This is a genomic window from Gimesia benthica, from assembly GCF_009720525.1.
Classification (GTDB): Bacteria; Planctomycetota; Planctomycetia; order Planctomycetales; family Planctomycetaceae; genus Gimesia; species Gimesia benthica.
This window is the reverse complement of the sequence record NZ_CP043930.1, coordinates 1,420,316-1,444,620: the sequence shown is the minus strand read 5'-3', so window position 1 is coordinate 1,444,620 and position 24,305 is coordinate 1,420,316. Positions and strand designations below refer to the sequence as shown.

Sequence of the window (24,305 nt, the reverse complement as noted above, 5' to 3'; positions counted from 1 at the left end):
TATCCCAGTAAGGTTAATCTCATGTCACAAGTACAGTCTGCTGTCATCAACAAGCAACCGCTGGAAGTCTGGCGAGGACTTTCATCCCGGCAGTTGCCCGAACGGGAACTGCTGCAGGAGGCCCTGCAGAGCGTGCATCAGTGCATCTCCCCGGTCTGGCCGTTGAAAGATTACGTCGCCGTCAATCCCTACCACGGAATCACCGACCGTTCCTTTCTCAACGTCCGAAAATATCTGCGGATCTTTTCGGACTCGGAAACCCTGATGCCGCTGCAGCACTACGCCGCTGCCTTCCGGGCCGGACAGTTTGAGCTCAGTGATGTTGAGTCGGCCCTGGCAGAACTGCAGGCTGAGAACATGGTAGCCGAGTCTCTTCCCAGTGCCGCCCAGTTGGTAGCCTGTCTGGGGGCACTGGAATCAGTGACTGCAGAGCCGGATACGCCCGACAAAACACCCCGCAAACGACAGATGCGTGCCTTCTCAGAAATCCTGGATGCACAGACGGGTGGTGACTGGACGCAAACCATCGGCGATGAACTTTCTAAATTCTGTGCCCAGCATTACGACCAGGGCGAGGCTGCCTGGAAAAGCCCCTGGCAGCATCTCTCACTCTTCGACGGCTGGCGAAACGCAGCACAACATGATCGCAGCATGGAGATTCAGGGAGTCGGTGGTTTTCGTCAGCTGGTGCAGCAGTTACCGGACTCCGCAGAAACGACACTGGCAGTGATGCTGGATAAACTGAACGTGCCCCGGGCACTCTGGGAGACCTATCTGCTCTGTCAGGCCTGTCAGACACCCGGCTGGAGCGCCTGGGCGAAATACCAGTTCGAGCAGGGATCCTCCGAAGAACTCGTTAGCAGCGATCTCACCGGGCTGCTGGCAATCCGACTGGTTTACGAAGCAGCTCTCTCTGAGGCGAAATCCTTCGAAGTCGACTGGAGCAAACTGGCCGGAGCCACGCCTGTCCGGTTCAAGGTTCCCTTCGATTCTGAAGAGCAGGTTATCGAACGCTACATACTGCTGCGAGCTTCTGAAATTGCTTACCGCAACAAACTGCTAAACAGCCTGCGGGACAATGTTTCAAACTGCGGTCAGTCGACCGAGCGAAAGCTGGCCCAAATGGTATTCTGTATCGACGTGCGATCCGAACGGATGCGACGTCAGCTGGAACAGACGTCGGCAGAGATTGAAACACTCGGCTTCGCCGGCTTCTTCGGAATTCCCATGGAATATATCCGCTGGGGCGATCAGGGGGGAGATAACCAGCTTCCGGTTCTGCTCCAGCCTCAGTTTCAGGTAACTGAAGAACTCCCGAAGAAAGATCAGGGACAACAGGAGCTACTGCTGGAACAGCAGGGGGGCGTCAGGTCGTTCCGCAAACTCTGGAAGCGATTTCAGCAGTCGGCGGTCGGAAGCTTCCCCTTCGTAGAAACGATGGGCCTGTTTTACGGGCTTTTGCTGGGCAAGCGCGCCTGGGGAACCAGAGTCAGCGCTGGTGTGGAGACGAAGACAACGTATTCACAGCAGCGGAAACCAGAGCCACGTCCGAGTCTGAACGGCCTGGATGCGCAGGGGATTACCGTTGAAAAACTGACTGAGATGGCTGAGACGATTCTGAAAAACATGAGCCTCACAGCAGGATTTGCCCGGCTGGTGGTCTTCTGTGGTCACGAAAGCCAGACCGTGAACAATCCACTCAAAGCGGGCCTGGACTGTGGCGCCTGTGGCGGTCATTCCGGTGCCTCTAATGCCCAGGTAGCTGCTGAGATCATGAACCTGGCTGCAGTGCGACGGGGACTCAAACGAAGAGGTATCGAGATTCCCGACGATACCCTCTTCATCGCAGGCGTGCACAACACGACTACCGATCAGATCAACTTTTTCGAACCGGACCAACTCTCCGCTTTACACCGCGAGCAGTTGGACTCACTGCAGCAACTTACACTGCAGGCAACACACATGACCCGGGCGGAACGACTGACGTCCCTCAACACTGGTTCTGTCAGCGAACTCTTGCAACGGGCCGGCGACTGGTCTGAAGTGCGGCCGGAATGGGGGCTGTCCAATAATGCAGCCCTGGTGGTAGGGCCTCGGGAATTGACACGCGCGGTCGACCTGGATGGTCGTACTTTTCTGCACAACTATGATCCCAACCAGGATCCGGAAGGGACCGTGCTGGAGAATATCATGACCGCTCCCATGATCGTGGCCCACTGGATCAACATGCAATATTACGCGTCCACTGTCGATCAACGTTACTGCGGCAGTGGGAATAAAACCGTGCACAACGTGACCGGCGTTTTCGGCATTCTCTCCGGCAATGGAGGCGATCTGATGACCGGGCTCCCCTGGCAGTCTCTGCATGACGGTCAAAACCTTCAGCATCAGCCACAACGTCTACAGGTCGTGATTAACGCATCGCGACAGGCCATTGAAAACGTGATTGCCCGACACACGCTGGTCGCCAATCTTCTGCAGGGAAGCTGGCTCTACCTGATCGCCTGCGAAGCAGGAGAGTTCTATCAATATCGCGCGGGCAATCAGTGGAAGCAACTTGATTGCGCTGACTGAGGGAATCCGCCGTGGCGAAGAACTCGTTAGCGTACTTGCGGCCATCGTGAAGAGAGCAGAAAAAGCAGTCTCCCTCGCACACGTTCGTTATCTGACGCGATTGAGTGGAGAAATCTGAGTTTAGAGCCAGAGAGTCCAGTTGGTTTGGACAGGTTTGAATCTGGTGTACGAAATAACCTGGTTTTTTCAGCTGAAGGAGTCTCGTAATGACGATATCATATACAGATCGCAATGGTTTATTGAACTTTCGATTGAAACAATTGTGTAAACGCAGGTTAGAGTACGCACTTTCACGCTTTCAGAACCGGATCAGGTCGATTGATCTTTATGTCAGCGATCTGAACGGACCCCGGGGAGGCATAGATAAAGCCTGTCGAGTACGAATTGTACATGAGAAGGGATCGGTAATCGTCAATCAGAAAAGTGAGGATCTTGCTGTCTGTATTTCACGTGTAGCGGAAAAAGCGGCCCGGGCAGTGTCTCGCTCGTTGGGACGTTCACTGAAATTCAGACGTGAAAGACTTAACATCGCTCTGGATAAAGAGATGGAATAGTTCTGAATTAATACATTCCTTTAAAAATGGGACGATGTCTCTATGATTATCTGGGAAAAGAACCTATCTTGCGATTCCTGTAAGTATCAGGAAATCAAGGGGTAGCAGGATCCTGTAGGGCTGATGGTGCTACTTGATTTCCACCATAGAAAAGGTCAGCACGCTGATTCTTTTCTAACCCGCCTGGTAATCTGATTACTTCTACAGAGACTGATATGAATCTGGATCGCTCCGATATAAAAGCGGCGGCCTGGTTGTTTGAACAACTCTCAATTGAGGCTGGCCACTCTGCTGATCGATCGCGCATACAACGTACGTTGATCGAATCCGCTGCCGCTACATCTTCAGAACACGAGGACCACTGGTGGAGCTGGCTCATTGAAGCCAGCCGCAGCTTGGGGCTGAAGTTCAAATTAATGGACTGTACCTTCCGTGAAGTGCGTAATATCACCCGGGAAGGGGGGCGTCTGATCACCCGCGTCGGTGAAAAACCCAGTTGGATGGCCCTGATGGGCAGTAAGCGTCAGCGGTTTCAGTTGCTGCAACCCGATGAGGATCAGAAACAGCAATGGGTCAGTTCTCGCAGGTTGAGAAGACTGCTCGAACTTTCTGAACGGGATCAGGTGGTCCGCTGCCTGGTCATCAAGCCCGATCTGGCTGCCGGCGGTGATGGTGCCCACGAAACGCATCATCTGCCTCCCCTGGATCGTGTGCTGACGTTAATGAAACCCGAGGCGTCCGACATCTGGACGGTGACCGTGTTTGCTCTGATTACCGGTCTGCTCGCACTGGCGACACCGCTGGCTGTGGAATCGCTGGTGAATACGGTAGCCTTCGGACGACTCCTCCAGCCGGTGGTAGTCCTCGCCTTGATGTTGCTGGCTTTCCTCTCTTTTTCAGCGGCCCTGTTGGGGTTACAGACGTACGTCGTCGAAATTATTCAACGCCGGATCTTTGCGCGCGTGTCTGCGGATCTTTCCTATCGTCTGCCGCGTGTCATCCCCTCTTCCATGGAGGGACAGTCGGCCCGGGAACTGGTCAACCGCTTCTTCGATGTGATCACAGTACAGAAAGCGTCCTCCGCCCTGATGCTTGATGGTATTTCCCTGGTGCTGAATACCCTGATCGGTATGACCGTGCTGGCCTTTTATCATCCGTGGTTGCTGGGTTTCGACATTGTCCTGCTGGCATTGATTCTGTTTATCATTTTTGTACTCGGTCGTGGTGCCGTGAATACAAGTATCAAAGAGTCAAAGGCCAAGTATGTCGTAGCCAGCTGGCTGGAAGACCTGGTCAACTGCCCGACCGCCTTCCGCTACCGGGGGGCTGCCGAGTTTGCCCTCGATCAGGCCGACCATTACACTTATGAATATCTCAATGCCCGGAAAAAACACTTCCGCATTGTCATGCGTCAAATCATTTTTGCCCTCGGATTGCAGGCGGCCGCAAGCACCACGCTGCTGGGGCTGGGGGGCTGGCTGGTGATTGCCGGACAGCTGACACTGGGGGAACTGGTGGCTGCTGAGCTGATTGTGACCGTGATCGTCGGCTCGTTCGCCAAAATGGGAAAACACCTGCAGAGTTACTACGACCTGCTCGCTTCGGTCGATAAACTGGGTATGTTGTTTGACCTGCCCATGGAACGCCAGGATGGTCTGCTGCAATTTTCTCAGAGCGACCCTGCTGAAGTCAGTATTAACGGCGTCGGTTTTATCGATTTCCACGGCCATTCCAGTGAGCATCACATTGACCTGTTCGTCGAAAGCGGCGCGCGACTGATGCTGACGGGGCCGAGTGGTAGTGGCAAAAGCCGTCTGCTGGACCTGCTTTTTGGACTGGCGCCTGTATCGAAGGGACACGTCTCCATCAACGAGATCGATCCCCGCGACATGCGACCCGACGCACTGCGGAAACATGTCGCTCTGGTGCGGAATATCGAAATCTTCAATGGCTCCCTGGAAGAAAATATTCACCTGGAACGCCCTTATGTCTCGACAAGTGATGTGCGCGAAGCCCTGGAATGGGTCGGACTGTATGAACAGGTCTTGAAACTGCCTCACGGTTTGCAGACAGAACTGGTCGACACCGGATATCCGTTAACTGAAAATCAGGCCCGCAAGCTGATGCTGGCCCGAGCCATCGTCGGGCGACCGCGGCTGCTCCTGGTTGACGGTCTGCTCGATGCACTTCCCGATGACGAGGCGGACGAACTGACCCGCATGCTGGTTGACTCCGACCGTCTCTGGACACTGATCATGGTAACAGGCAGACGAAATCTAATTGAGCTGGGGACCAGCACTCACACCCTGAGCGGTTCGGAAGCAATGCTTTCGGGAGGATCTGCAGATGTCAGTTGAACCATCCCTTGATGTGCCCGCCTCAAAAGCGGAAGAGCAACGGCTCTCGATGCTGACGCCCGTGGCTTACAGCGAATCGAGCATGCCCTCCCTGCGCCTGGTCCGTTCTTCACGTCTGGCCCGGCGGATCGCGAAAATTCTGTTTCTGCTGCTGATCCTGACGATCCTGTTGATGATGTTCGCCCCCTGGCAGCAGTCGGTTACCGGCACGGGGAATGTTCTAGCTTACTCTCCCGATCAGCGTCAACAGGTGATCCAGGCTACGATCAAAGGAAAAATTTCGCGTTGGGGCGATGAAATTTACGAAAATGCCAGGGTTAAAAAAGGGCAGATCATTGCCGAGATCAGCGACCTGGACGAATCTTACTCGGCCCGGCTCGATATGCAGCTAATGAATTCTCGCCAGGCGGTCACCGCTGCAGAGCAGCACCTGGAAGCCAGTCAGCGGGCACTCGAAGCGTCCAAAACCATCGTGGAATCCTACCAAGCCCAGGTACAGGCATACGAAACCGTCAAACGGGAGACGATTGCGGCTCAGAACTCGTACATTGAGGTTGCGGATAAGAAGGTCAAAGCCGAACAGCAGAAATTACTCGAACTGGAAGCCGCCATCCCCCAGTTGCAGGCCGAATATGACCGCATGAAAACCCTGTACGGCGAGAATAATATTTCACTCCAGAAAGTGCAGGAGGTCCAGCGGAAACTCAAGGAATCTATGAGTAAGGTTAAAGGAGCCGAGTTCTACTACGCTGCCGCCAAGGACGAATTGGCGGGCAAACAGAGTGAGCGTAATGCCAAGGTTGAGAAAGCGCAAGCCGATATCGATAAGGCCAAGGCTCTGTTGAGAAAAGCGAACGGCGATGTTTCCAAGGCTGAGAGTGATATCGCTAAGTCGCGTCAGGAACTGAATAAAGCACAAAAAGACGTGCTGGATATGCAGGTTAAGGTTTCACGCCAGGAGAGCCAGGTCATCAAGGCTCCTTTCGACGGCTATATTGTGCAGATCACACCCAACCTGGGAACCGCAATTCTAAAACAGGGAGATCCCATATGTACGATCGTCCCCTTTACCACTGACCGTTCCGTGCAGATCTGGCTCGACGGTAACGATGCGCCCCTGGTTGAGCCCGGCAGGCATGTGCGTCTGCAGTTCGAAGGCTGGCCCGCCATCCAGTTCGCTGGCTGGCCCTCGGTGGCCGTCGGAACCTTCGGAGGCGAAGTCATTTCCGTAGACTCCATCGATGATGGTCGCGGCAAATTCCGGATCCTGGTCCGTCCCGATCCGGATGATAACCCCTGGCCCCAGGATCGCTTCCTCCGGCAGGGGGTGCGGGCAAATGCCTGGGTGCTGCTCAATAAGGTCCCGCTCTGGTACGAAGTCTGGCGAAAGCTCAACGGCTTTCCTCCATCGATTTCGCTGGAAGAATCGGGGCAGAAAGACAGTAAAAACAAGCCGCCTAAACTTCCCAAGTAAAACTGGGTTGTCTGCGCTGAGTATTCTGCCTTGGTTGTCTCTTTCGGTAAAGCAGAATTGTTCTGTAATAACTGTCGTACGGCCTCAGGTTACGGTCAATTCTTCGATCCAGCACTGCCGAATAGTTAAACAGTTCGTGTTATTACTTCTTTAGCGACTGTGCTATACAACCGGACCATGGTTAATAACCCGCCAAAATAAGTATGAAGCCATGTCGAGAGTTTGGATCATCCTGATCGCGGTCTGCTTTGAAGGCTGTGCCGCTACCAGACAGGCATTGACTGATTCCACACCGGAACCAGATGCGTCCGTCGTCAAAATCAAACCGGCTGAAGATTCCAGTAAACTTCAGCCCCGGTCAACTGCTGCGCCGGTGGTTTACCCTGAAAGTCTGGCTGTGGCCGTTGATCGTGTATCACCGGAAGCGGAAGCTTCTGTTGTACAACAGGTCGCCTCCGTCTCCACTTCTGTGGACGATCTGTTTTCCGGCAAAGGCACGACCCCGGAAGAGGCTGTCGCCAGTGAATTCTCAGTCAGCAAACAGCTGGGCGGTGAGTTCACTACCAGCACACAGACAACAAACGAACTGACCGCCGAAGAATTCGCGATGGCGCCACATCTGCCGCCGTTGCCCGGAATGGATTTCAAACCCACTGCGCAGGGCCTTGTTCTGGATGAGGTTATCAACTCGGTCTATGCCAGCTATCCGCTTCTGGAAGCCGCCATTTATTCGCGTGATGTCGCAGCAGGTCAACAACTGGAGAGCATGGGCGAGTTCGACCATAAGTTAAAAGCGGGCAGTGAAAACCAGCCCATGGGTTATTACCAGACTTATCGCCAGCACGTCGGCCTGGTTAAACCGCTCTACCAGGGGGGGGAAGCATTCGCCGGATACCGGATCGGGCGGGGTAGTTTCGAACCCTGGTACCTGGGACGCCAGACCAACGAGGGTGGGGAATTCAAAGCGGGCTTTATGGTTCCTTTAGCCAAGAACCGTGAGATCGATCAGCGTCGAGCTGCATTGTGGCGCGCCACGTATGGCGTTGATGCTGTCGAACCGGAAATTCAGGCGCAGTTGATCAGCTTCGTTCAGCAGGGAAGCTATGCATACTGGGACTGGGTGGCTGCGGGAGCAAAACTGGTCATCGCTGACCGGATTCTCAAGCTGGCCGAAGACCGCACCGATCGGATTCGCAGCCAGGTGGAAAACGGTTTCCTCGATCCTCCCGAGCTGACGGATAACCTGCGTCTGGTCGCCGAACGTCGAGGTAAGCGGGCACTGGCCGAACGTAAGCTGCAGCAGACTGCTGTCAAGCTTTCCCTTTACTATCGCGATGCGAACGGCGATCCCGTCATTCCGGAAGCCAGCCAGGTGCCTGATTTTCCACAGTTGAGACTGATGGATGAGTCACAGGTTGCCATGGATGCGGCACGGGCTTTAGAGCAGCGTCCCGAAATCTACAGTCTCGATCTGTTACAGCGTCAGCTGGATATTGATTACTCCGAGGCCGAAAACGACTGTCTGCCCGCAGTGGATCTGCTGATGGCAGGTTCCAAGGACATGGGGTACCCCAGCAGCTACCAGAACTACAAGGGACCCTTTGAACTGGATGCTCATCTGTTAGTCGAAGTACCTCTCGAACGTCGCAAGGCCCGCGGTAAAATGCAGTCGGTCGGCGGTAAGCTCGCCCAGCTGAATGCCAAGCGTCAGTTGACCGAGGATAAGATTGTAGCCGAAGTCGAGGCAGCTTATGCCGGTCTGATTGGTGCTTTCAAGCAGGCCAAACAGGCAGACGAAGCCGTCGGTTATGCAGAAGACCTGGCCCGTCGGGAACGCCGTAACTTTGAAGAAGGTCTGTCCGACCTGTTGAAGGTCACCCTCCGCGAACAATATGCCTTCGAATCTGCGGAGAAGGCTGTCGACGCCAAACTGCTCTACTTCCAGGAACAGGCCGACTACCGGGCCGCACTGGCTGAAGATCAACTCTGATCTCCAATTCGGTTGTTGAACTCCGATTTTCTCTCAGAGCAGCGACCTCAGAGATTCAAACGAAAATCAGAACTTCGCGCTGGTGAAACGCCCCCGGGTTACATTAGAATGGGTGCCTGTCCCGGAGGCAGAGTCGCTGTCATCCGGATTCTACCGCTGACCCGCCCACCTGAACCGCGATCATGTTTCACCAGACTGGCCCATTATGGAATCAAGTGCGATCCCCGCGCTTTTTGTGCCGACTGCTGACGCTGTTCAGTTTCTGCCTGACTTCAACAGGAGTGCCCCTCGATTTTCTGCATGCAGCCCAGTCAGGTTGCCGATGTGGTGACGAACTCCAGCAGTCCGGCCAATGCTGCTGTGCCCAAGCGGGACGTTCGCGCTGTGGGCAGCAGGTCAGGTCCTGCTGTCAGCAGAAAACCACCTCCAGTTGCTGTAGCGACAAAGGCTGTGATTCTGTGGAAGAAGCGTCAACCGAATGCCCGCGCATCATGGCACTCTGTGGTTGTGGCAGTAAATCCCCCGGCGGTTCGTTGCTGAACAGCGAACCCCGAATTCTGGTCGCTCCGGTGTTGCTCACCGGATCTGCACCTGTGCGAAATCGTACCGCTCAGCGGTCTCCACTCTTTGACGTCCACATTACCGTGCCGGACACCCCCCCTCCCGAATTGACGCTGATCTGAAAACGCCACGTTTTTCTAATCAGCTGCGCTGTCTCACATGATGCTGCGCAGATTCCAATTCAACGGGAGTTACCCCATGAAATTGACGTCTCATTCCCGCGCCCCAGGTATGCGCGGATTCACCCTCATCGAATTACTGGTCGTGATCGTGATTATTGCGATTCTGATCGCACTACTGCTGCCGGCCGTCCAGCAGGCACGTGAAGCAGCACGACGGAGTCAGTGTAAAAATAACCTCAAGCAGTTGGCACTGGCGCTGCATAATTATGAATCGGCACATCGTGTCTTTCCGCCCGGCAGTCTCGGGTATCCTTATGTCTGGTCTGCGCATGCACAACTGCTGCCCTTCGTCGACCAGGGAAACCTGCAGGGCCTGCTCAATTACGATGTCCCCCCACTCAATGCCTTTAACTCGGGATCGTTTGATGCCACCGAGGTGGGCAATAACGATTCGGCTGCCCGCACCAGGCTGCCTTTGATGGTTTGCCCCAGTGACAAAGACGCCGTTCCCGGATCCGATTACGCTGGGATCAGTTATCCCGCCTGTCTCGGATCCGGCTTGAATGGATCGGGGACAGCAGACGACGGCTCGAACAGTAACGCGGATGGTGTCATCTTTCAGCGATCGAAAGTTCGCTTTCGAGATATCACCGATGGGACCACGAATACGGTCCTGTTTAGTGAGCAACTGCTCGGCGATGGACAGAACGCGGCACCTGCTACCGGCGATTATCGTCACCGGGTAATCGAGCTTTCCATGGGAACGCAAACCACGCCCGCTGCCTGTACGGCAGCTTCTGCACCCGCCTGGTCCGGTCAGCGTGGTGCCAAGTGGGTGAATGGTCACCTGGCGGACTCGATGTACAATCACTGGTATGGTCCGAACGCGAATGTCCCCGACTGTCAGAACGGCTTTCATAACTTTGCCCTGGTCAGTGCCCGTAGCGCACATACCGGCGGGGTTCAGATTGCTCTGGTCGATGGCAGTTGCCGATTCGTCAGCGAGAATATCAATCTCGATATCTGGCGTGCCCTGGCGACGCGTGCCGGCGGTGAAGTCATCGGAGAATATTAATCAGCCTTTTCACTTCATCCGGGCCTGATTTTACCAGGTCCGGGCTGTTTCAGGAGTTCTTATGAAAATCACATTCCTTACCGCTTTGTTGCTCTGCTGCACATGGCAATTCGCCCCGGTGCAGGCACATGATACCTGGGTGGAATCCAATACCAGCCTGATCCGTTCCGGCGATGCGATTTACATTGACCTCAAACTGGGCAATCATGGAAATCATCACCGTGATTTCAAGCTCGCCAGTAAGATTGACCTGGAGGGTTGCACGCTCGACGTGCTCGATCCCACCGGTAAAGCATACGATCTGAAGAGCACTGTCATCGATACCGGTTACGCCCCCAAAGAAGGATACTGGAAGGCGAAGTTCGTACCCGCTCAAAAAGGATTATACCTGGTTTCGCATTCACTCGACCGGGTTGTCAATCACGGTAAGCCGGTTCGCGCGATTAAAAGTGCCAAAACGTTTTTCGTCGTCAGCCCCAAACTGGATCAGGTTTCGCTGGAGAATCCCGGCTTTGACCGCGTGCTGGGACATCCCCTCGAAATTGTTCCCGTTGTAAATCCCGTGACACCCATGGGACCGGGGAAGCCGCTTCAGGTCCGTGTTCTGTTCAAAGGCAAGCCCCTGGCGGATACGACCGTCTCCTTTATACCCCGTGGAGAAACTCTCAAAGGTGATTTTGACGATCGCTATGAACGTCACACCGATTCAGAGGGACTGGCTGAATTCACTCCGCGGACGGGTAATCAGTATCTCGTTGTTGTGCATCACACCGCGGCGGATGAAAAGACCGAACAGTACGAGCAAACTGCGTACGCAGCCACGCTCACAGTGCTGGTTCCTGAACTCTGTCCCTGTTGCGGCGAGTAATCGCTGACAGACCGGAGTGACATTCATAGAGGCGGGGGGCAACTTCCCCCTGTCTCTCTACTGTGGATCAGGGAGAAATTCAGGAATAATTTCATTGTCTACCTGCAGCGCTAACTGACATCCTCTACCGCATCGTGAAAATGGGGGAACGGTTCGAGATGGACCAGGACGTCCCTTAATCGGGGGAATTCGTTCAGCAGTCGATCTTTGACTTCATGTCCAATGCGATGTCCCTCGGCCACGGTGAGATTCTGGTCGACTTCAATATGAATATCGGCAAAGTATTCCAGCCCTGATTTTCTGACCCAGAGGGTTTCGATATTTTCTACCTGTTCGACGGACAGCGCCGCAGCCTGAATCTGCTCTACGAATTCCGGATCGGCCTGCAGATCCATCAGTTCGCTTGCGCTGGAACGAAACAGTTGCACTCCCGACCAGACAATGGCTGCCACCACGATCAGCGAGGCGACTTCATCTGCCCAGATAAATCGAGGACCGCCGAAACTGATCATCGCCAGACCCAGCAGAACCGCCAGCGAGCAGAGGGCATCACTCCGGTGATCCCAGGCATGTGCCATTATGACCGCTGAACCTGTACGCCGACCAACCCGCATATTGTAGTGGTAGAGCGTCTCCTTGATGACAAGATTGGCGCTGGCAATCCAGAGCGTCCAGCCAGGGGGAATTCCATGATGGACCGTGATCCGCTGCATGGCTTCCCAGCCTACGTATAATGCTGAGATGATGATCACGATGGCCACATTGGTGGCGGCGATTCCCTCAGCGCGTGTATGTCCGTAAGGATGTTCTGCATCGGGTGGTTTTTGTGCGTAGTGCAGGGCGATCAGAACGACCACAGTCGACATCACATCCCCGATGGAATTCACCGCATCTGCGATCAGGGCAAAGGAATTCCCGATGATTCCACCAGCCAGTTTGACAATTCCCAGCAGCAGGTTTGCAACCAGACTCCAGACTGCGATCCGGATGACCTCAGCGTAAGTCTCTGCGATGGGATTTCGTTCTGTCAATTGAATGGTGCTCTCACTACGTCATGCAGCTGAAAAACAGACGACCTGTCTCTGCTACAGAGCATCATACTCAACCAGCGCTCGAATGTTGAGACTGGTTGAGCAGGAATGCCTGATTCGAGTCAGCACGCTATATCTCAGTGCTCGAACTCTGTCATGTCAACCGGTTCCGGAGTGACTTCCTTCGGTTCGAACCAGCGGTAAATCGTCGGCAGTACCAGCAGCGTCAATGCCGTCGAGGTTACCAGTCCCCCGATCACCACGGTTGCCAGAGGTCGTTGCACTTCCGCACCCGAACTGCCGGACAAGGCCATGGGAATGAATCCCAGGGCACCACAGGAGGCGGTCATCAACACGGGCCGCAACCGGTCCATCGCACCGTTGACCACGGCATCCCGCTGGCTGTCTCCCGAATGCCTCAGGTGACGTACGTGCTCAATCAGCACCACGCCGTTCATGACCGCGATTCCGAACAACGCGATAAAACCGACCCCGGCCGAGATCGAGAACGGCATATCGCGGACCCACAGAAACAGGATGCCCCCGGTCGCCGCAATCGGCACGTTCAGATAGATCAGCATCGCCAGCTTTACTGAATTGAAGGTCATGTAGAGCAGGGCGAAAATCAGGAACAGCGCCACGGGAACCGCGATCGCCAGTCGCTGACTGGCCTGCTGCAGGTTTTCAAACTGGCCACCCCAGCGCAGAGTATAACCGGCGGGCAATTCCACATCCCGCTCGACCACCTGCTGCGCTTCGGCCACAAAGCCTGCCAGATCCCTGCCGCGCACGTTACTTTGAATCAAGAGGCGACGTCGAATAGAATCCCGGCTGATTTCCACCGGTCCCTCTTCCACCTTGATCTCCGCGAGTTGCGAAATCGGAATCTGTCGTCCCTGGGGATCTTCGATTTTGAGCTCCGCGAGCTGCTTGGCCTCTTTCCGCCAGTCCGGACTCAGGCGAACCTGCAGCGGAAACCGGCGTTGTCCTTCGAAGACCTGTCCTGCAGACACGCCACCAACGGTCGCGACAGCATTCAGCACATCACGGGCATTGATCCCGTAGCGGGCCAGTTGTTCGCGGCGAATGATCACCCGCAGGTAAGGCAGCCCTGCGATCTGTTGCGCCTGAACGTCCGCGGCTCCCGGGACTTTATTCAACGCGATGACGATCTCGTCTCCCTTCCGCTTCAGTTCATCCAGGTCATCCCCGTAAAGGCTGATCCCGATATCGGAGCGGACCCCGGCCACCAGTTCCTGCACGCGCAGTTCGATCGGCTGTGTGAAACTGTAACTGTTACCGGGAACCTGGTCCTCCAGCTTCTGCTGCATCTCTTCAATGAGCTTGAGCTTCGTGACACCTTCCCCCATTCAGATACCGGTCTCATCCGCACCAGGATATCGGTCTGATAAACGCCCATCGGGTCGTTGGCAATTTCCGGACGACCGGTTTTACAGACCACCGTTTCTACTTCGGGAAATTCCAGCAGCGTCCGCTCCATCGCCTTGGTCATTTCGATGGATGTCTCCAGCGAAATACTGGGGAGCCGGGCGGCCTGGATGGCAATGTCGCCTTCATCCAGTTTGGGAACGAATTCCATACCGAAGCCGGCAGCCAGGACCACACTGACAACGAATAAGGCGATCGAACTGACAAACATCATCACCGGTCGCAGCATGGCAAAGCTCAGCATAGGCTGATAAGCCTGTTTGATCCAGCGGACCAGGAATGTTTCGCGTTCCTTCATCTGACGCGCCAGGAACAGGGATGCCATCACAGGCATTACCGTGACCGACATGATCAGGGCTGAGGAGAGCGCCGTCATGAATACAAACGCCATCGGGCGGAACATCTTACCTTCCATTCCCTGGAGGCTCAGGATCGGAATGAATACGATGATCACAATGATGCCGGCAAACAGAATCGGCTTGCCCACTTCCTTGGCGGATTCGCGATAGACGCCCAGCGGAATGTGGTCACCCCCATGCTCTTTCTGGTAGTGTGACGCCCGGCGTACGCAGTTTTCAATCATCACCACGGCACCATCGACGATCACGCCGAAGTCGACCGCTCCCATACTCATCAGGTTGGCTGAGACGCCCGCGTAACGCATCGCGATCAGGGCGCTCATTGCCGAGAGCGGAATCGCCGCCGCCACGATCAGTCCGGCTCGCACATCCCCCAATAGCAGGAACAGCATGATGATTACCAGCAGCACGCCCAGACCGATATTCTCCGCAACCGTGTGGATTGTCTTTTCTACCAGTTCGGTGCGGTCGTAGAACGTTTCGATCACGACCCCTTTGGGAAGTGTCTTTTGGATTTCGGCTATCTTTTCTTTGACGTCCGCGACCACCTGGCGAGAGTTTCCACCCATGATCATCATGACCATCCCGATTACGGCCTCGCGGTCACCATCTCGGGTGACCGCTCCCTGACGCAGCATTGGGGCAAAGCGAACTTCCGCCACATCGCGGACCCGGATTGGTGTCCCTTCGCGGCTGTCCAGCACAATCGTGCGGATGTCATCCAGCGAACCGACCAGACCCTCGCCGCGAATCAGTCTCTGTTCGGCTCCATGCGTGATGTAACCACCGCCGGCATTTCCGTTATTTTCTTCGAGTGCCTGGAAGACATCGCTCAGTGAAATTTCGTAGTTCTGCAGTTTGGCGGGATCAATCTGAACTTCATAAGTTTTGAGTTCACCGCCGAATGTGTTGACTTCGATCACGCCCGGTACACTTCGCAGCTGAAACGCGATCTGCCAGTCGAGGATCGTCCGCAATTCGCTGAGTGAATACTGATCTTCTACTTCGCTGCGGACTTCAAACTGGTAAATTTCACTCATACCGGTAGCGATCGGACCCAGTTCGGGCGTTCCCATGCCTGGGGGAATGTTCTCGCGTGCCTGCAGCAGTCGTTCGTTGAGGAGATTTCGCGCCCAGTAGATGTCGGTACCATCTTTAAAGGCCACGGTCACGGCACTCAAACCGAAGCGACTGATCGAACGGATTTCTTCCACGTTCGGCACACCGCTCATCGCATTTTCCACGGGGAAGGTAATGAACTGTTCCACCTCGACCGGTCCCAGGGCAGGGGAGTTCGTCAGAATCTGCACCTGCACGTTCGTTAAATCGGGAACGGCATCCAGGGGAATTGTTGAAGCAGAGAAGACCCCCAGCCCCAGGATGACCAGGGCCAGCAGCATCACGATAAATCGATTGTTTAAAGACCATTCAATAATATGGTTGACCATGTATGTTACTCCTCACCCATTAAGTCTTCGAGCATCTTCGACTTCAGGATGAAGCCCCCCTGCAGCACCACACGTTCGCCTGGTTTCAAACCTTCCAGAATAACCGCGGTGGTTTCATTCTGTTTGCCCGGCTTAATCAGGCGCTTTTCGAACTCGCCATCACCCGTGTGCACAAATACAAAGTCCTGGCCCTCATGTTCCTGCAGCGCAGAGCGGGGCACAATGACCAGTTCCTGCTCGGAGCCCGATTCGAATTCAATGTTGACGAACATACCCGGCTTGAGCAGATGATCCGGATTGTCTGCAATGGCCCGCATCGCGACGGTCCGCGTCTTTTCATCCATGATTTCGCCGGTGTAAAAGATCCGAGCTCGGAAGGAACGGTCCGGCCACGCTTCGTTGAAGACCCGTACCGGTTTTCCCGACAGGCTGGCGAGCAGCGGTAGATTCTTTTCATAAATGTCGGCAGTGATCCAGACCGTGGACAGATCGGCGATACTGAAGATCTGGCTCTGGGGGCGAATCTGTTCTTTCAGGGTCACGTCTTTGGAAATGATCGTTCCGTTAATCGGGGCCCGGACAAAATAATGCGAAATCGCAGCTCCCTGTTGTTCCGGATTGATGGTTTGAATTTCCTTTTCGTCACAGCCCAAGATTCGCAGGCTGGTCGCAGCCACAGCCACCCGGGTAGACGCTTCCTTGACCGACTGCGAGGACAGCAGCAGAGATGTTTTGAGTTCATACTCGATCTGTTCGATCCGTGCCTGGAACGCAGCCAGGTCAGCATTGCGGCTGGACTTTGCGGCATGCAGCTGTTTGAAAGCGACCGCTCCGGATTTGGTCGGTTCTTCCAGACGTTCGACATCGGCATCGGATTTAAGATAACCGGCATACGCCATCAACAGTCGTTCCCGATAATCGCCCATGCTGCGACTGCGAAACCGTTCTTCAATTTCGTTGATCGACTCCCGCTTGCGTAACGCCGCCAGTAACTGCCTCGTGTTCGTTGCGATTTCCTGCTGGATCTTGTCTTTGACCACCGCCATTTCCTGCTGCAGTCGTGCCTGGTACAGGTCCAGTTTCGCCTGACCGATTTCCCGGCTGTGTACGACCACCAGCAGATCGTTGGCCTTCACCACCTGGCCCAGTCCCACATCAACTTTGTCAACGGAGCCTTCGACCATCGGGTAGATGTGAGCCACCTTATCTTCGTTCAAAGAGACTTTACCCGTCAGGCGAATCGTCTCTTCAAAACGACCCGTTGCGACCGGTTCAATCTGCAAACCGGAAACCTTCCACTTCGATTCGGGGAGGGTGATGGTAACGGGCCCGGAATTCTCTTTCTGAGGAGCCTGTTCTGAGGCGGTCCCGGCCTGCTGTGATTCTTCCGGAGCCGGTGCTGAGTCGGTGGCTGGTTTGTGTGAACGGAACTGGAAAATTCCCACACCGGCGACAATCGCGATGATTGCGAGTACGAGAAACAATACCGGTTTGTGGCTGGCGTTGACTGGCTGTGTCGGTAATTGACCTGTCGTTTGGTTCATAAAGGTACCTCAAGAGACTGGAGCTGGATCCGGCTATCGCACGCGGATCACCTCCTGCTTTAACGTAGGCGTTCATTTGAGCGCACAACATCAGCAGGCAGGGAAACAGAAAAGAGACTGCTCAACAGCGCGCGGTCAGCAGGTCCACGTACAGAAGAGCTGCTGCAGATCCAGGTCGGTCTGCTTGAGAGAAGCGGGCTGCCAGGGAGAGCGGGCAGCAGGACGTGTGGCGTCTGTGGTCAGACACAGTTCCGACCCCAGGTAGTCTGTCGTCAGCTGATCGCCGGGAACATCTTCGAGTTCGGTTGCAGCGACGGTCATCCCTTCTGTCAGTTTGACGGGGACGGTTTTATCAAAATCACTCCCACTGCAACCCCAGTGACAATGTGAGGAAGTGGGCACTCCCGGTTGCGAGCTTTGTTCGCCATGATAAATCCGCAAGTGCATTGCCAGCAGAGCAGAGTTACCACATTGACTCAGATAATCCACATGGGAGTGTACTACCGGACGAGGTCCCGGCCACGCTACAAGCAGTAGCAGCAGGCAACGAATTGTGATGTTCAGATTGAACATGACGGACTCTCGTTTGGGGTTGGCTGGTTGGTGACTGGCGGGACTGTAATACAGGCAGTAGAGGAATCAGAGGATGATTCACACTGCACACTCTCTAATTCATACTTCTCGTCCACAGCAAATACAATGCTTGAGTCGGATTTTTTATCTGCTTTTCCCTGCCGCTCCTGTAAAAAAAGTGTTTGAGACCGAAGCATCCGGGCTTTCGTGTACAGAATTCAGTGTTGCCTCGTCCGGGGGTCCGGAATGTAAAGCTGTAAGGGTTCTGATGATTACTAGAGCCATAGTAGTTGCTTTGATCCGGAATTCATTGGATTGATTCAGGTCGTTCGATCAGCAGAACCGAACAGAATTGGTGTATCGACAAATTACGGATAATCAGTCGATCCAACAATTCTGAAACGTTTACGGGTGTCGAAGTCGATCATGCAAAAACTAAAATATGACGGTTATAGATTTCAGGTAAAGACGTTCGGAATCGCCTTTCTGACAGGTTCACTGCTTGTGACAGGCTGTTCCATGAACCGTTCCCTCACGCAAAAAGAGGCTGAGCCGAAGAAGCCACTCGTAGCAGCCCTCGAAAAAGCAGAGGCCAAAGCACAGGACCGGGAAACGGATGAGCTGGACGCCCTGGAAGAGGAATTCATTTCCACCGTCAGCCTTGATTCGACCGACGAGAGCTCTGACAAGTCGGAGTCAATCAAGCTCATCGACGCAGAAGGTAATCTGTATCCGACACCATTGGAACCCATCCAGGCACCCGCAGTGGGAGATCAGGCCGTGCTCGCGGGGGGCATGACCCTGGATCAACTTGAAGCGATCGCCCTGGAAAACAACCCGGCCATTCAGGAACTGGCAGCCACGACGCAGAAAGCAGCCGGATTCCGGGAGCAGGTCACAACACGTCCCAACCCGACCGTAGGCTACCAGGCACAACAGCTGGCCGACCGTGGAACGGACCAGCATCTGGCTTTTGTCGAACGGGAATTCGTGACCGGGAACAAACTGGAATTGAATAACCGGGTGCTGAATGCCACCCTGGCTGCTCAGCTCCAGGAACTCGAAGCCCAGCGGTTCCGCGTCCGGACCGATATCCAGATTCGCTTCTACCAGGCACTGGCCCTGCAGAGACAGCTGGACCTGATCCGCGAATTCTCTGAGGTCGCAGAAAAAGGGGTCGATTTCGCCCAGCAGCGGATGGAAGCCGGCGAGGGAACCCGCGTCGATATTCTGCAATCCAAGATTCTCTTGAACGAGGTTCAGCTGACAAGGCGACAGACGCAGGCCAGACTGTCTGCCGTCTGGAGAGAAATCGCAGCATTGTCCGGCGTCCCCGAAATGGAATACTCCCGTCTGGAAGGAACACTGCCGTCTGAATCGGGAATCGTCGACTGGGAAGGCCTGGCGTCGAACATCGTCACGGCCAGTCCGGAATACGCGGCAGCCCACGACCGCATATCCCGCGCCTATGCAGCCCTCGAACGACAGGAAGTTCAGCCGATTCCCAACATGACTGCACAGCTGGGGGCCGGGGTTGACTATGGTACCAACTCGGGGATGCTCAACCTGCAGATCGGCGTTCCCCTGCCGATCAGTAACAAAAACCTGGGGAACATTGACGCCGCGAATGCAGAAATCTGTCGTGCCCAGATGGAAGCTCTGCGCATCAAAAACTCGATCGAAGAACGTCTGGCCGTCGTCTCCAAAGAGTATGACACCGCAACCGCTGCCATCGATCTGTATTCGAACGACATTCTGCCCAGTGCCAAAGAGTCCCTGGACCTGGCGAATCAGGCTTACCAGGCGGGTGAGGTCGGCTTCGTACAGATCCTGCTGGCCCGAAAAACCTTCTTTGATACGAACCTGAAGTACGTAGATGCCCAGGCACAACTGGCCGGAGCCCAGTCTAAAATCGACGGCTTTGTGCTGACCGGTGGCCTCAACAGCGTACGGGATGACAGCGGCGACTCCAGCCTGCGGGATCAGACCTTCAGCCAGCAGTAAGTGATCTGACTTTCCAGCCAAGACTGAACGTAGTCAAATTGAATTACGACACGCATAGAGCGAACTGTAAATGCAGTTCGCTCTTTTTCTTTTTCTGTCAACGCGTCTGCACTCTCAGACAGAATGTCGCACTGACCTGCGGACTGCCGCGCTCTTGATACGTCGACTTCCACTGGCCGCACAGCAACCAGAATGGTGTTACAGCCAACGATCAGGTCAAGAATTCTGTCTGCTATTATTTTCAGTGCACAACACGCGCTCGCATGCAGAGAATTTCTAAAGACAGCCTTGCCAGTCAATAACAGGCTCTCGCTCCCCGAATCGCTGAAAGAATGCTGCAGGTTCTTCGCCATCGGAATAGAAGTTGCGGCCTGAATAAGCTGAGCGGGAGTCGATCACTTCATCTGTCTCCCGGCACAACATCTCATCTCAAACGTTAGAGACAGGAGGACTGAAATGGGATCTTCAAATGGTCGAAAATTATCCACACTGCAGGACCTGTTCGTGGATCAGATCCAGGACTTATATGATGCCGAGAACCGGCTCATTGACGCGATTCCCAAAATGGCCGAGGCCGCTTCATCGAAAGAGTTGAAGACCGCCTTCGATTCCCATCTGGAGGAGACCCGTCAACACGTCAATCGCCTGGAAAAGGTCTTCAAAGAATTGGAATGCGAACCCAAACGCAAGGCCTGCGAAGCGATGAAGGGGCTCATCCGCGAAGGGGATGAGATCCTGAAAGCAGACGGTGATCCGCTGGTCAAAGATGCTGGACTCATTGCTGCTGCACAACGCGTCGAACACTACGAGATGGCAGGGTACGGCTCAGCCCGTAATTTTGCCGAGCAGATCGGTAAGCAGGATCTGGCCGACATTCTCCAGGAGACATTGGATGAAGAGGGGAATGCCGACAAGAAACTGACGCAGATCGCGACCGAAATTACCAATGCAGCTGCCGCCCAGGCTTAAGCGGCCTCTCACAAAATCAGTGGTAGTGCTACTTATTTTATCACTCTCAATCTTACATGAAGGAATCGATTCATGAAATCTTTTCTCCTCTATGCCGTCTCCGCAGTGCTCCTTATGGGGACCTCGTTACTGGCCGTGAACGATGATCACGACCACAAGGAACACAAGTTAACCCGCGCTGTCGCGGTGGTTCAGCCTACGCAGAAGTTTAAAACAGCGGGTGTGATCCATCTCAAGCAGAAAGACGGCAAAGTCTCAATTACAGGGAAGGTGACAGGCCTGACCCCTGGAAAGCATGGATTCCATATTCACCAGTATGGTGATCTGAGTGCCGACGATGGCAGTTCTGCCGGTGGGCATTACGCACCAGAGGGACACGAGCATGGAGGCCCGCATAAGGCTCAGCACCATGCTGGTGATCTGGGAAATATTGTCGCAGACGAGAATGGCGTCGCCATGATTGATAAGCAGTCGGATGATTTTGAATTGTCAGATGTAATCGGACGTGCTTTTGTGGTTCATGCCGGCACTGACGATCTGACCAGCCAGCCATCCGGTGATGCGGGTGCCCGTGCGGGTCTGGCAGTAATTGGGATCAGTAAGTAACAGAATCTGATTCCCGCAAGGCGGGATGACTTGCACCGGCCGACACGGAATTCTAAGTTGGGGGAATACAATGTGTTCCCCCAACTGTTTTTTTGAACGGTGTTCAATTCCACTCACGCCTGCTGCGAATGAAAGTCCTGCTGATGTCTCTGCTTCGCGTTCCTGCGCTCTTGCTTCTGGTCTGTCTCACATTAATCTCCGTCGTCAAAGCGGAACCGACTACTTCTGTCAACCAGGCAGCGATTGATGATCTCAAGGCAGGGAAGACGGATATCGCGTATGCTGCCTGGTGGGGCTTTGATCGGGAAGATGCTACGGCGGCTCTACAGGCGGCGATTAATTCCGGTGCGGAAAAAGTCATCGTAGAAAAGATGTCGTCTCCCTGGATCGTCAAACCGCTGCACCTGGCCAGCAACCAGGAGATTGTGTTTCAGGAAGGTGCTGTGCTCCTCGCGAAAAAAGGGGAGTTCAAACCCCGGACCGCCTCGTTGCTGAACGCTTCCCTCAAACAAAACATTCGTCTCACCGGTCCGGGAGCGACGCTGCAGATGCGCCGCGCAGACTACGATTCAGCGCCCTATGAAAAGGCAGAGTGGCGGAACGGGATCAGCCTGCGGAGCTGCTCTGACGTTCAAATTACCGGGCTCACAATTAAAGAGACCGGCGGCGACGGCATTTACCTGGGCGTCGCGAAGCGGGGCGTGACCAATCAGAATATCACGATTCGAAACGTCGTCTTCGATCGAAACTATCGACAGGGCGTCAGCGTGATCAGTGCCGAAAATCTGCTCATTGAAGATTCCGTTTTCAAAGAAACCGCAGGAACGCCTCCTATGGCGGGGATCGATTTCGAGCCCAATCATCCCAGCGAATGTCTCATCAACTGTGTACTGCGGAACTGTAGGGCCGAAAACAATCAGGGGGGCGGGTTCCTGTTTTATCTGCCCAATCTGAACCGGGAATCGCAACCGATTTCGATCCGCCTGGAAAACTGTAAAAGCACGGGCACCAAACGCGGCCTGTCGCTGACGACCGGCAACAAATCGCCTGGCAGCGTCTCCGGTTCGATCGAGTTTGTGAACTGCACGTTCGCCAGTACCGAGCAGACCCCCGTCAACATTCAGGATAAACCCGCCGATACCTGTCCGGTTCTGTTTCAAGAGTGCACGATCAACGGCCCAGACAATGAGGATCTAAAGATCCCCTCGATCCGATTTGCGGCCCGACCGGGAGCCGTTGGTAAAATTGGCGGTGTCATCTTCCAGCAATGCGTTGTGAAATCGCCGGTCGCGCGTCCGGTCATGACATTTCACGATGCCTCTTATCTGTCTGCAGCTGCGAAGATCACAGGGACCCTCCGTGTGGAGCAGGGAAAACAGATGAAAGACATCACCCTCAGCCCGGCTCTGCTTGCAAAATGGATGCCTGCCAGCCCCGCGGGCGATATCACTCCGTACGAAACCGAGGTTTCACAGCTGCAACCCTTCGCTGTCAGTGAACCGTTCAAGCCAGGCAAACGTCGTTCCGTCCGTCAGCGTCAACGCGCGCGTTATCTGCTCTATGCGAAACAGGGGGACCAGGTTGCGGTGCAGTTGTCCTATCAGAAGCTCGGTCGCTACACCGGAGACAAGATGCCTGTCACGGTTGTTGCTCCCTCAGGAAAGACCATTCCCGTCGCGTCTGTCCCCTTCCAGGAGAGTGCCACTTGTGAATTCAAGGCACCCGAAGCCGGCGTCTATCAACTCAACTGTGATCCGGGGCCCAATTATATGCGGGTGGATGCGTCTTCCCATCCGCTCTGCCTGGTCTCGGATGGAGCACCAGTTCGTCTGATGGCATCGACCGGCGCCTATTATTTCTATGTTCCGGCAGGTGTAGAGAAATGGGCCGTGGGTGTCTTCGGTGAAGGGGCCGGGGAACGCGTGAGTGCGAAACTGTTCGACCCGTCCGGCAAGCAGGTCTGGTCCGAACAGAATGTGGCCCAACCGACGTTGTTTACCCGCACACAACCGCAGAACACTCCGGGAGCGCTCTGGCGCCTGGTTCTGGAACGTCCCACCCAGGGGGGCTTTGAAGACCATTACGTGCAACTCGTCGGCATTCCAGCCGTACTCGCTCTCACTCCGGGGGAAATGCTGGTACCCGCCAGTCCGAAAACGAAATAAGACTGGAATTCAATACAACTTTCCACCAGGGGGGACGTCGCGGTCTGGTCGCAGTAACACGACATTCCCCTCTGCGTCGGGAACTCCCAGCGTGAGCACTTCAGATCGATGTTTACCAATCTGACGCGGCGGCAGATTCACCACACACAGGACCTGTCGCCCCATCAGGTCTGCGTCGGCGTAGTTCGGGATGAGCCGGGCCAGTGATTTGCGCGTACCCAACTCATCCCCGAAATCGATCTGCAGCACATGGCTGGAATAACGGCCTTCCGGAAACGGCTCGATCTGTACAATCCGCCCCACACGAATTTCAACCTGTTCGAAGGCTTCAATACTGATTTCATTCTTGTTCATCTGATGTTCCTGTTGTTCTGTATTTTGATCGGTATACCCTGTTTGATTTCGACAACGCACCAGGAAAAAAGTTCATGAATTCTACAGGAATGATTCAGAACCTAACCAGTGGGCTGGTACTGAATATGCTTGATCCTGCCCGCAGGCCTGTCTAAACTGGAGACACGCGCTTAACTTTGAGAGTTCCTCCCCATCCCGTCTGTCTCACCGTCAGTCGGGAGTCTGGAA

General features: G+C 54.7%; 17 protein-coding genes and 1 pseudogene. 12 read left to right on the top strand and 6 right to left on the bottom strand.

The genetic code is table 11. The features are described 5' to 3' along the window. Positions 1–21: 21 nt before the first annotated feature. The 8 genes from F1728_RS05480 (at position 22) to F1728_RS05445 (ending at position 11,575) form a co-directional block, all read left to right on the top strand. Positions 22–2,574, top strand: a complete 2,553-nt coding sequence (locus tag F1728_RS05480; protein ID WP_155363258.1) for a YbcC family protein — start codon at positions 22–24, stop codon at positions 2,572–2,574. A gap of 206 nt (positions 2,575–2,780) precedes the next feature. Continuing rightward, positions 2,781–3,128 carry an HPF/RaiA family ribosome-associated protein gene (locus tag F1728_RS32505; RefSeq protein ID WP_155363257.1) on the top strand — a complete coding sequence of 116 codons (348 nt, stop codon included), beginning with the start codon at positions 2,781–2,783 and terminating at the stop codon, positions 3,126–3,128. Positions 3,129–3,343: 215 nt separating this feature from the next. After that, a complete protein-coding gene (locus tag F1728_RS05470) occupies positions 3,344–5,485 on the top strand; it encodes a peptidase domain-containing ABC transporter (RefSeq protein ID WP_155363256.1) in 2,142 nt (713 codons plus the stop codon). Next, on the top strand, positions 5,475–6,959 hold the full coding sequence (locus F1728_RS05465; protein WP_155363255.1) for an HlyD family secretion protein: 1,485 nt from the start codon (positions 5,475–5,477) through the stop codon (positions 6,957–6,959). The genes F1728_RS05470 and F1728_RS05465 overlap by 11 nt, the downstream gene beginning before the upstream one ends. A 211-nt stretch (positions 6,960–7,170) precedes the next feature. Continuing rightward, entirely contained in the window at positions 7,171–8,949 is a 1,779-nt protein-coding gene (locus F1728_RS05460) for a TolC family protein (protein ID WP_155363254.1), read from the top strand. A gap of 215 nt (positions 8,950–9,164) precedes the next feature. Continuing rightward, positions 9,165–9,632, top strand: coding sequence for a hypothetical protein (locus F1728_RS05455; protein WP_155363253.1), 468 nt, complete (start codon positions 9,165–9,167; stop codon positions 9,630–9,632). A gap of 76 nt (positions 9,633–9,708) precedes the next feature. Then, positions 9,709–10,707: a DUF1559 domain-containing protein gene (locus F1728_RS05450; RefSeq protein WP_228030517.1), complete on the top strand. Its 999-nt coding sequence runs from the start codon at positions 9,709–9,711 to the stop codon at positions 10,705–10,707. A gap of 61 nt (positions 10,708–10,768) precedes the next feature. Beyond that, a complete protein-coding gene (locus F1728_RS05445; RefSeq protein ID WP_155363252.1) occupies positions 10,769–11,575 on the top strand; it encodes a DUF4198 domain-containing protein in 807 nt (268 codons plus the stop codon). Positions 11,576–11,685: 110 nt separating this feature from the next. On the opposite strand, the gene F1728_RS05440 is transcribed toward F1728_RS05445, so the two are convergent. The 4 genes and pseudogenes from F1728_RS05440 to F1728_RS05425 form a co-directional block, all read right to left on the bottom strand. After that, entirely contained in the window at positions 11,686–12,606 is a 921-nt protein-coding gene (locus F1728_RS05440; RefSeq protein ID WP_228030516.1) for a cation diffusion facilitator family transporter, read from the bottom strand. Positions 12,607–12,743: 137 nt separating this feature from the next. Beyond that, a pseudogene (locus F1728_RS05435) lies at positions 12,744–15,862 on the bottom strand (efflux RND transporter permease subunit). A gap of 5 nt (positions 15,863–15,867) precedes the next feature. Then, positions 15,868–17,406, bottom strand: a complete 1,539-nt coding sequence (locus F1728_RS05430) for an efflux RND transporter periplasmic adaptor subunit (RefSeq protein WP_155363251.1) — start codon at positions 17,404–17,406, stop codon at positions 15,868–15,870. Between the two features lie 135 nt (positions 17,407–17,541). Further along, the gene (locus F1728_RS05425; RefSeq protein WP_155363250.1) at positions 17,542–17,979 is read right to left on the bottom strand and encodes a hypothetical protein; all 438 of its coding nucleotides are present in this window, start codon (positions 17,977–17,979) and stop codon (positions 17,542–17,544) included. A gap of 519 nt (positions 17,980–18,498) precedes the next feature. On the opposite strand from F1728_RS05425, the gene F1728_RS05420 reads away from it, so the two are divergent. Next, a complete protein-coding gene (locus F1728_RS05420; RefSeq protein ID WP_228030515.1) occupies positions 18,499–19,983 on the top strand; it encodes a TolC family protein in 1,485 nt (494 codons plus the stop codon). Here the strand turns inward: F1728_RS05420 and F1728_RS05415 are convergent. After that, positions 19,962–20,336, bottom strand: coding sequence for a hypothetical protein (locus F1728_RS05415; RefSeq protein WP_155363248.1), 375 nt, complete (start codon positions 20,334–20,336; stop codon positions 19,962–19,964). The two genes, F1728_RS05420 and F1728_RS05415, sit on opposite strands and share 22 nt — an antisense overlap. 103 nt (positions 20,337–20,439) lie before the next feature. Here F1728_RS05415 and F1728_RS05410 point away from each other — a divergent pair, with 103 nt between their 5' ends. The 3 genes from F1728_RS05410 to F1728_RS05400 all read left to right on the top strand — a co-directional run bounded on the left by F1728_RS05410 (position 20,440) and on the right by F1728_RS05400 (position 23,723). Then, positions 20,440–20,952, top strand: coding sequence for a ferritin-like domain-containing protein (locus F1728_RS05410; protein ID WP_155363247.1), 513 nt, complete (start codon positions 20,440–20,442; stop codon positions 20,950–20,952). Between the two features lie 72 nt (positions 20,953–21,024). Beyond that, positions 21,025–21,558 (top strand): superoxide dismutase family protein, encoded by a 534-nt coding sequence (locus F1728_RS05405; RefSeq protein WP_155363246.1) that lies wholly within the window; start codon positions 21,025–21,027, stop codon positions 21,556–21,558. Positions 21,559–21,701: 143 nt separating this feature from the next. After that, positions 21,702–23,723 (top strand): right-handed parallel beta-helix repeat-containing protein, encoded by a 2,022-nt coding sequence (locus tag F1728_RS05400; protein WP_194242696.1) that lies wholly within the window; start codon positions 21,702–21,704, stop codon positions 23,721–23,723. A gap of 9 nt (positions 23,724–23,732) precedes the next feature. On the opposite strand, the gene F1728_RS05395 is transcribed toward F1728_RS05400, so the two are convergent. Then, positions 23,733–24,077 (bottom strand): tRNA-binding protein, encoded by a 345-nt coding sequence (locus tag F1728_RS05395; protein WP_155363244.1) that lies wholly within the window; start codon positions 24,075–24,077, stop codon positions 23,733–23,735. Positions 24,078–24,305: the final 228 nt, after the last annotated feature.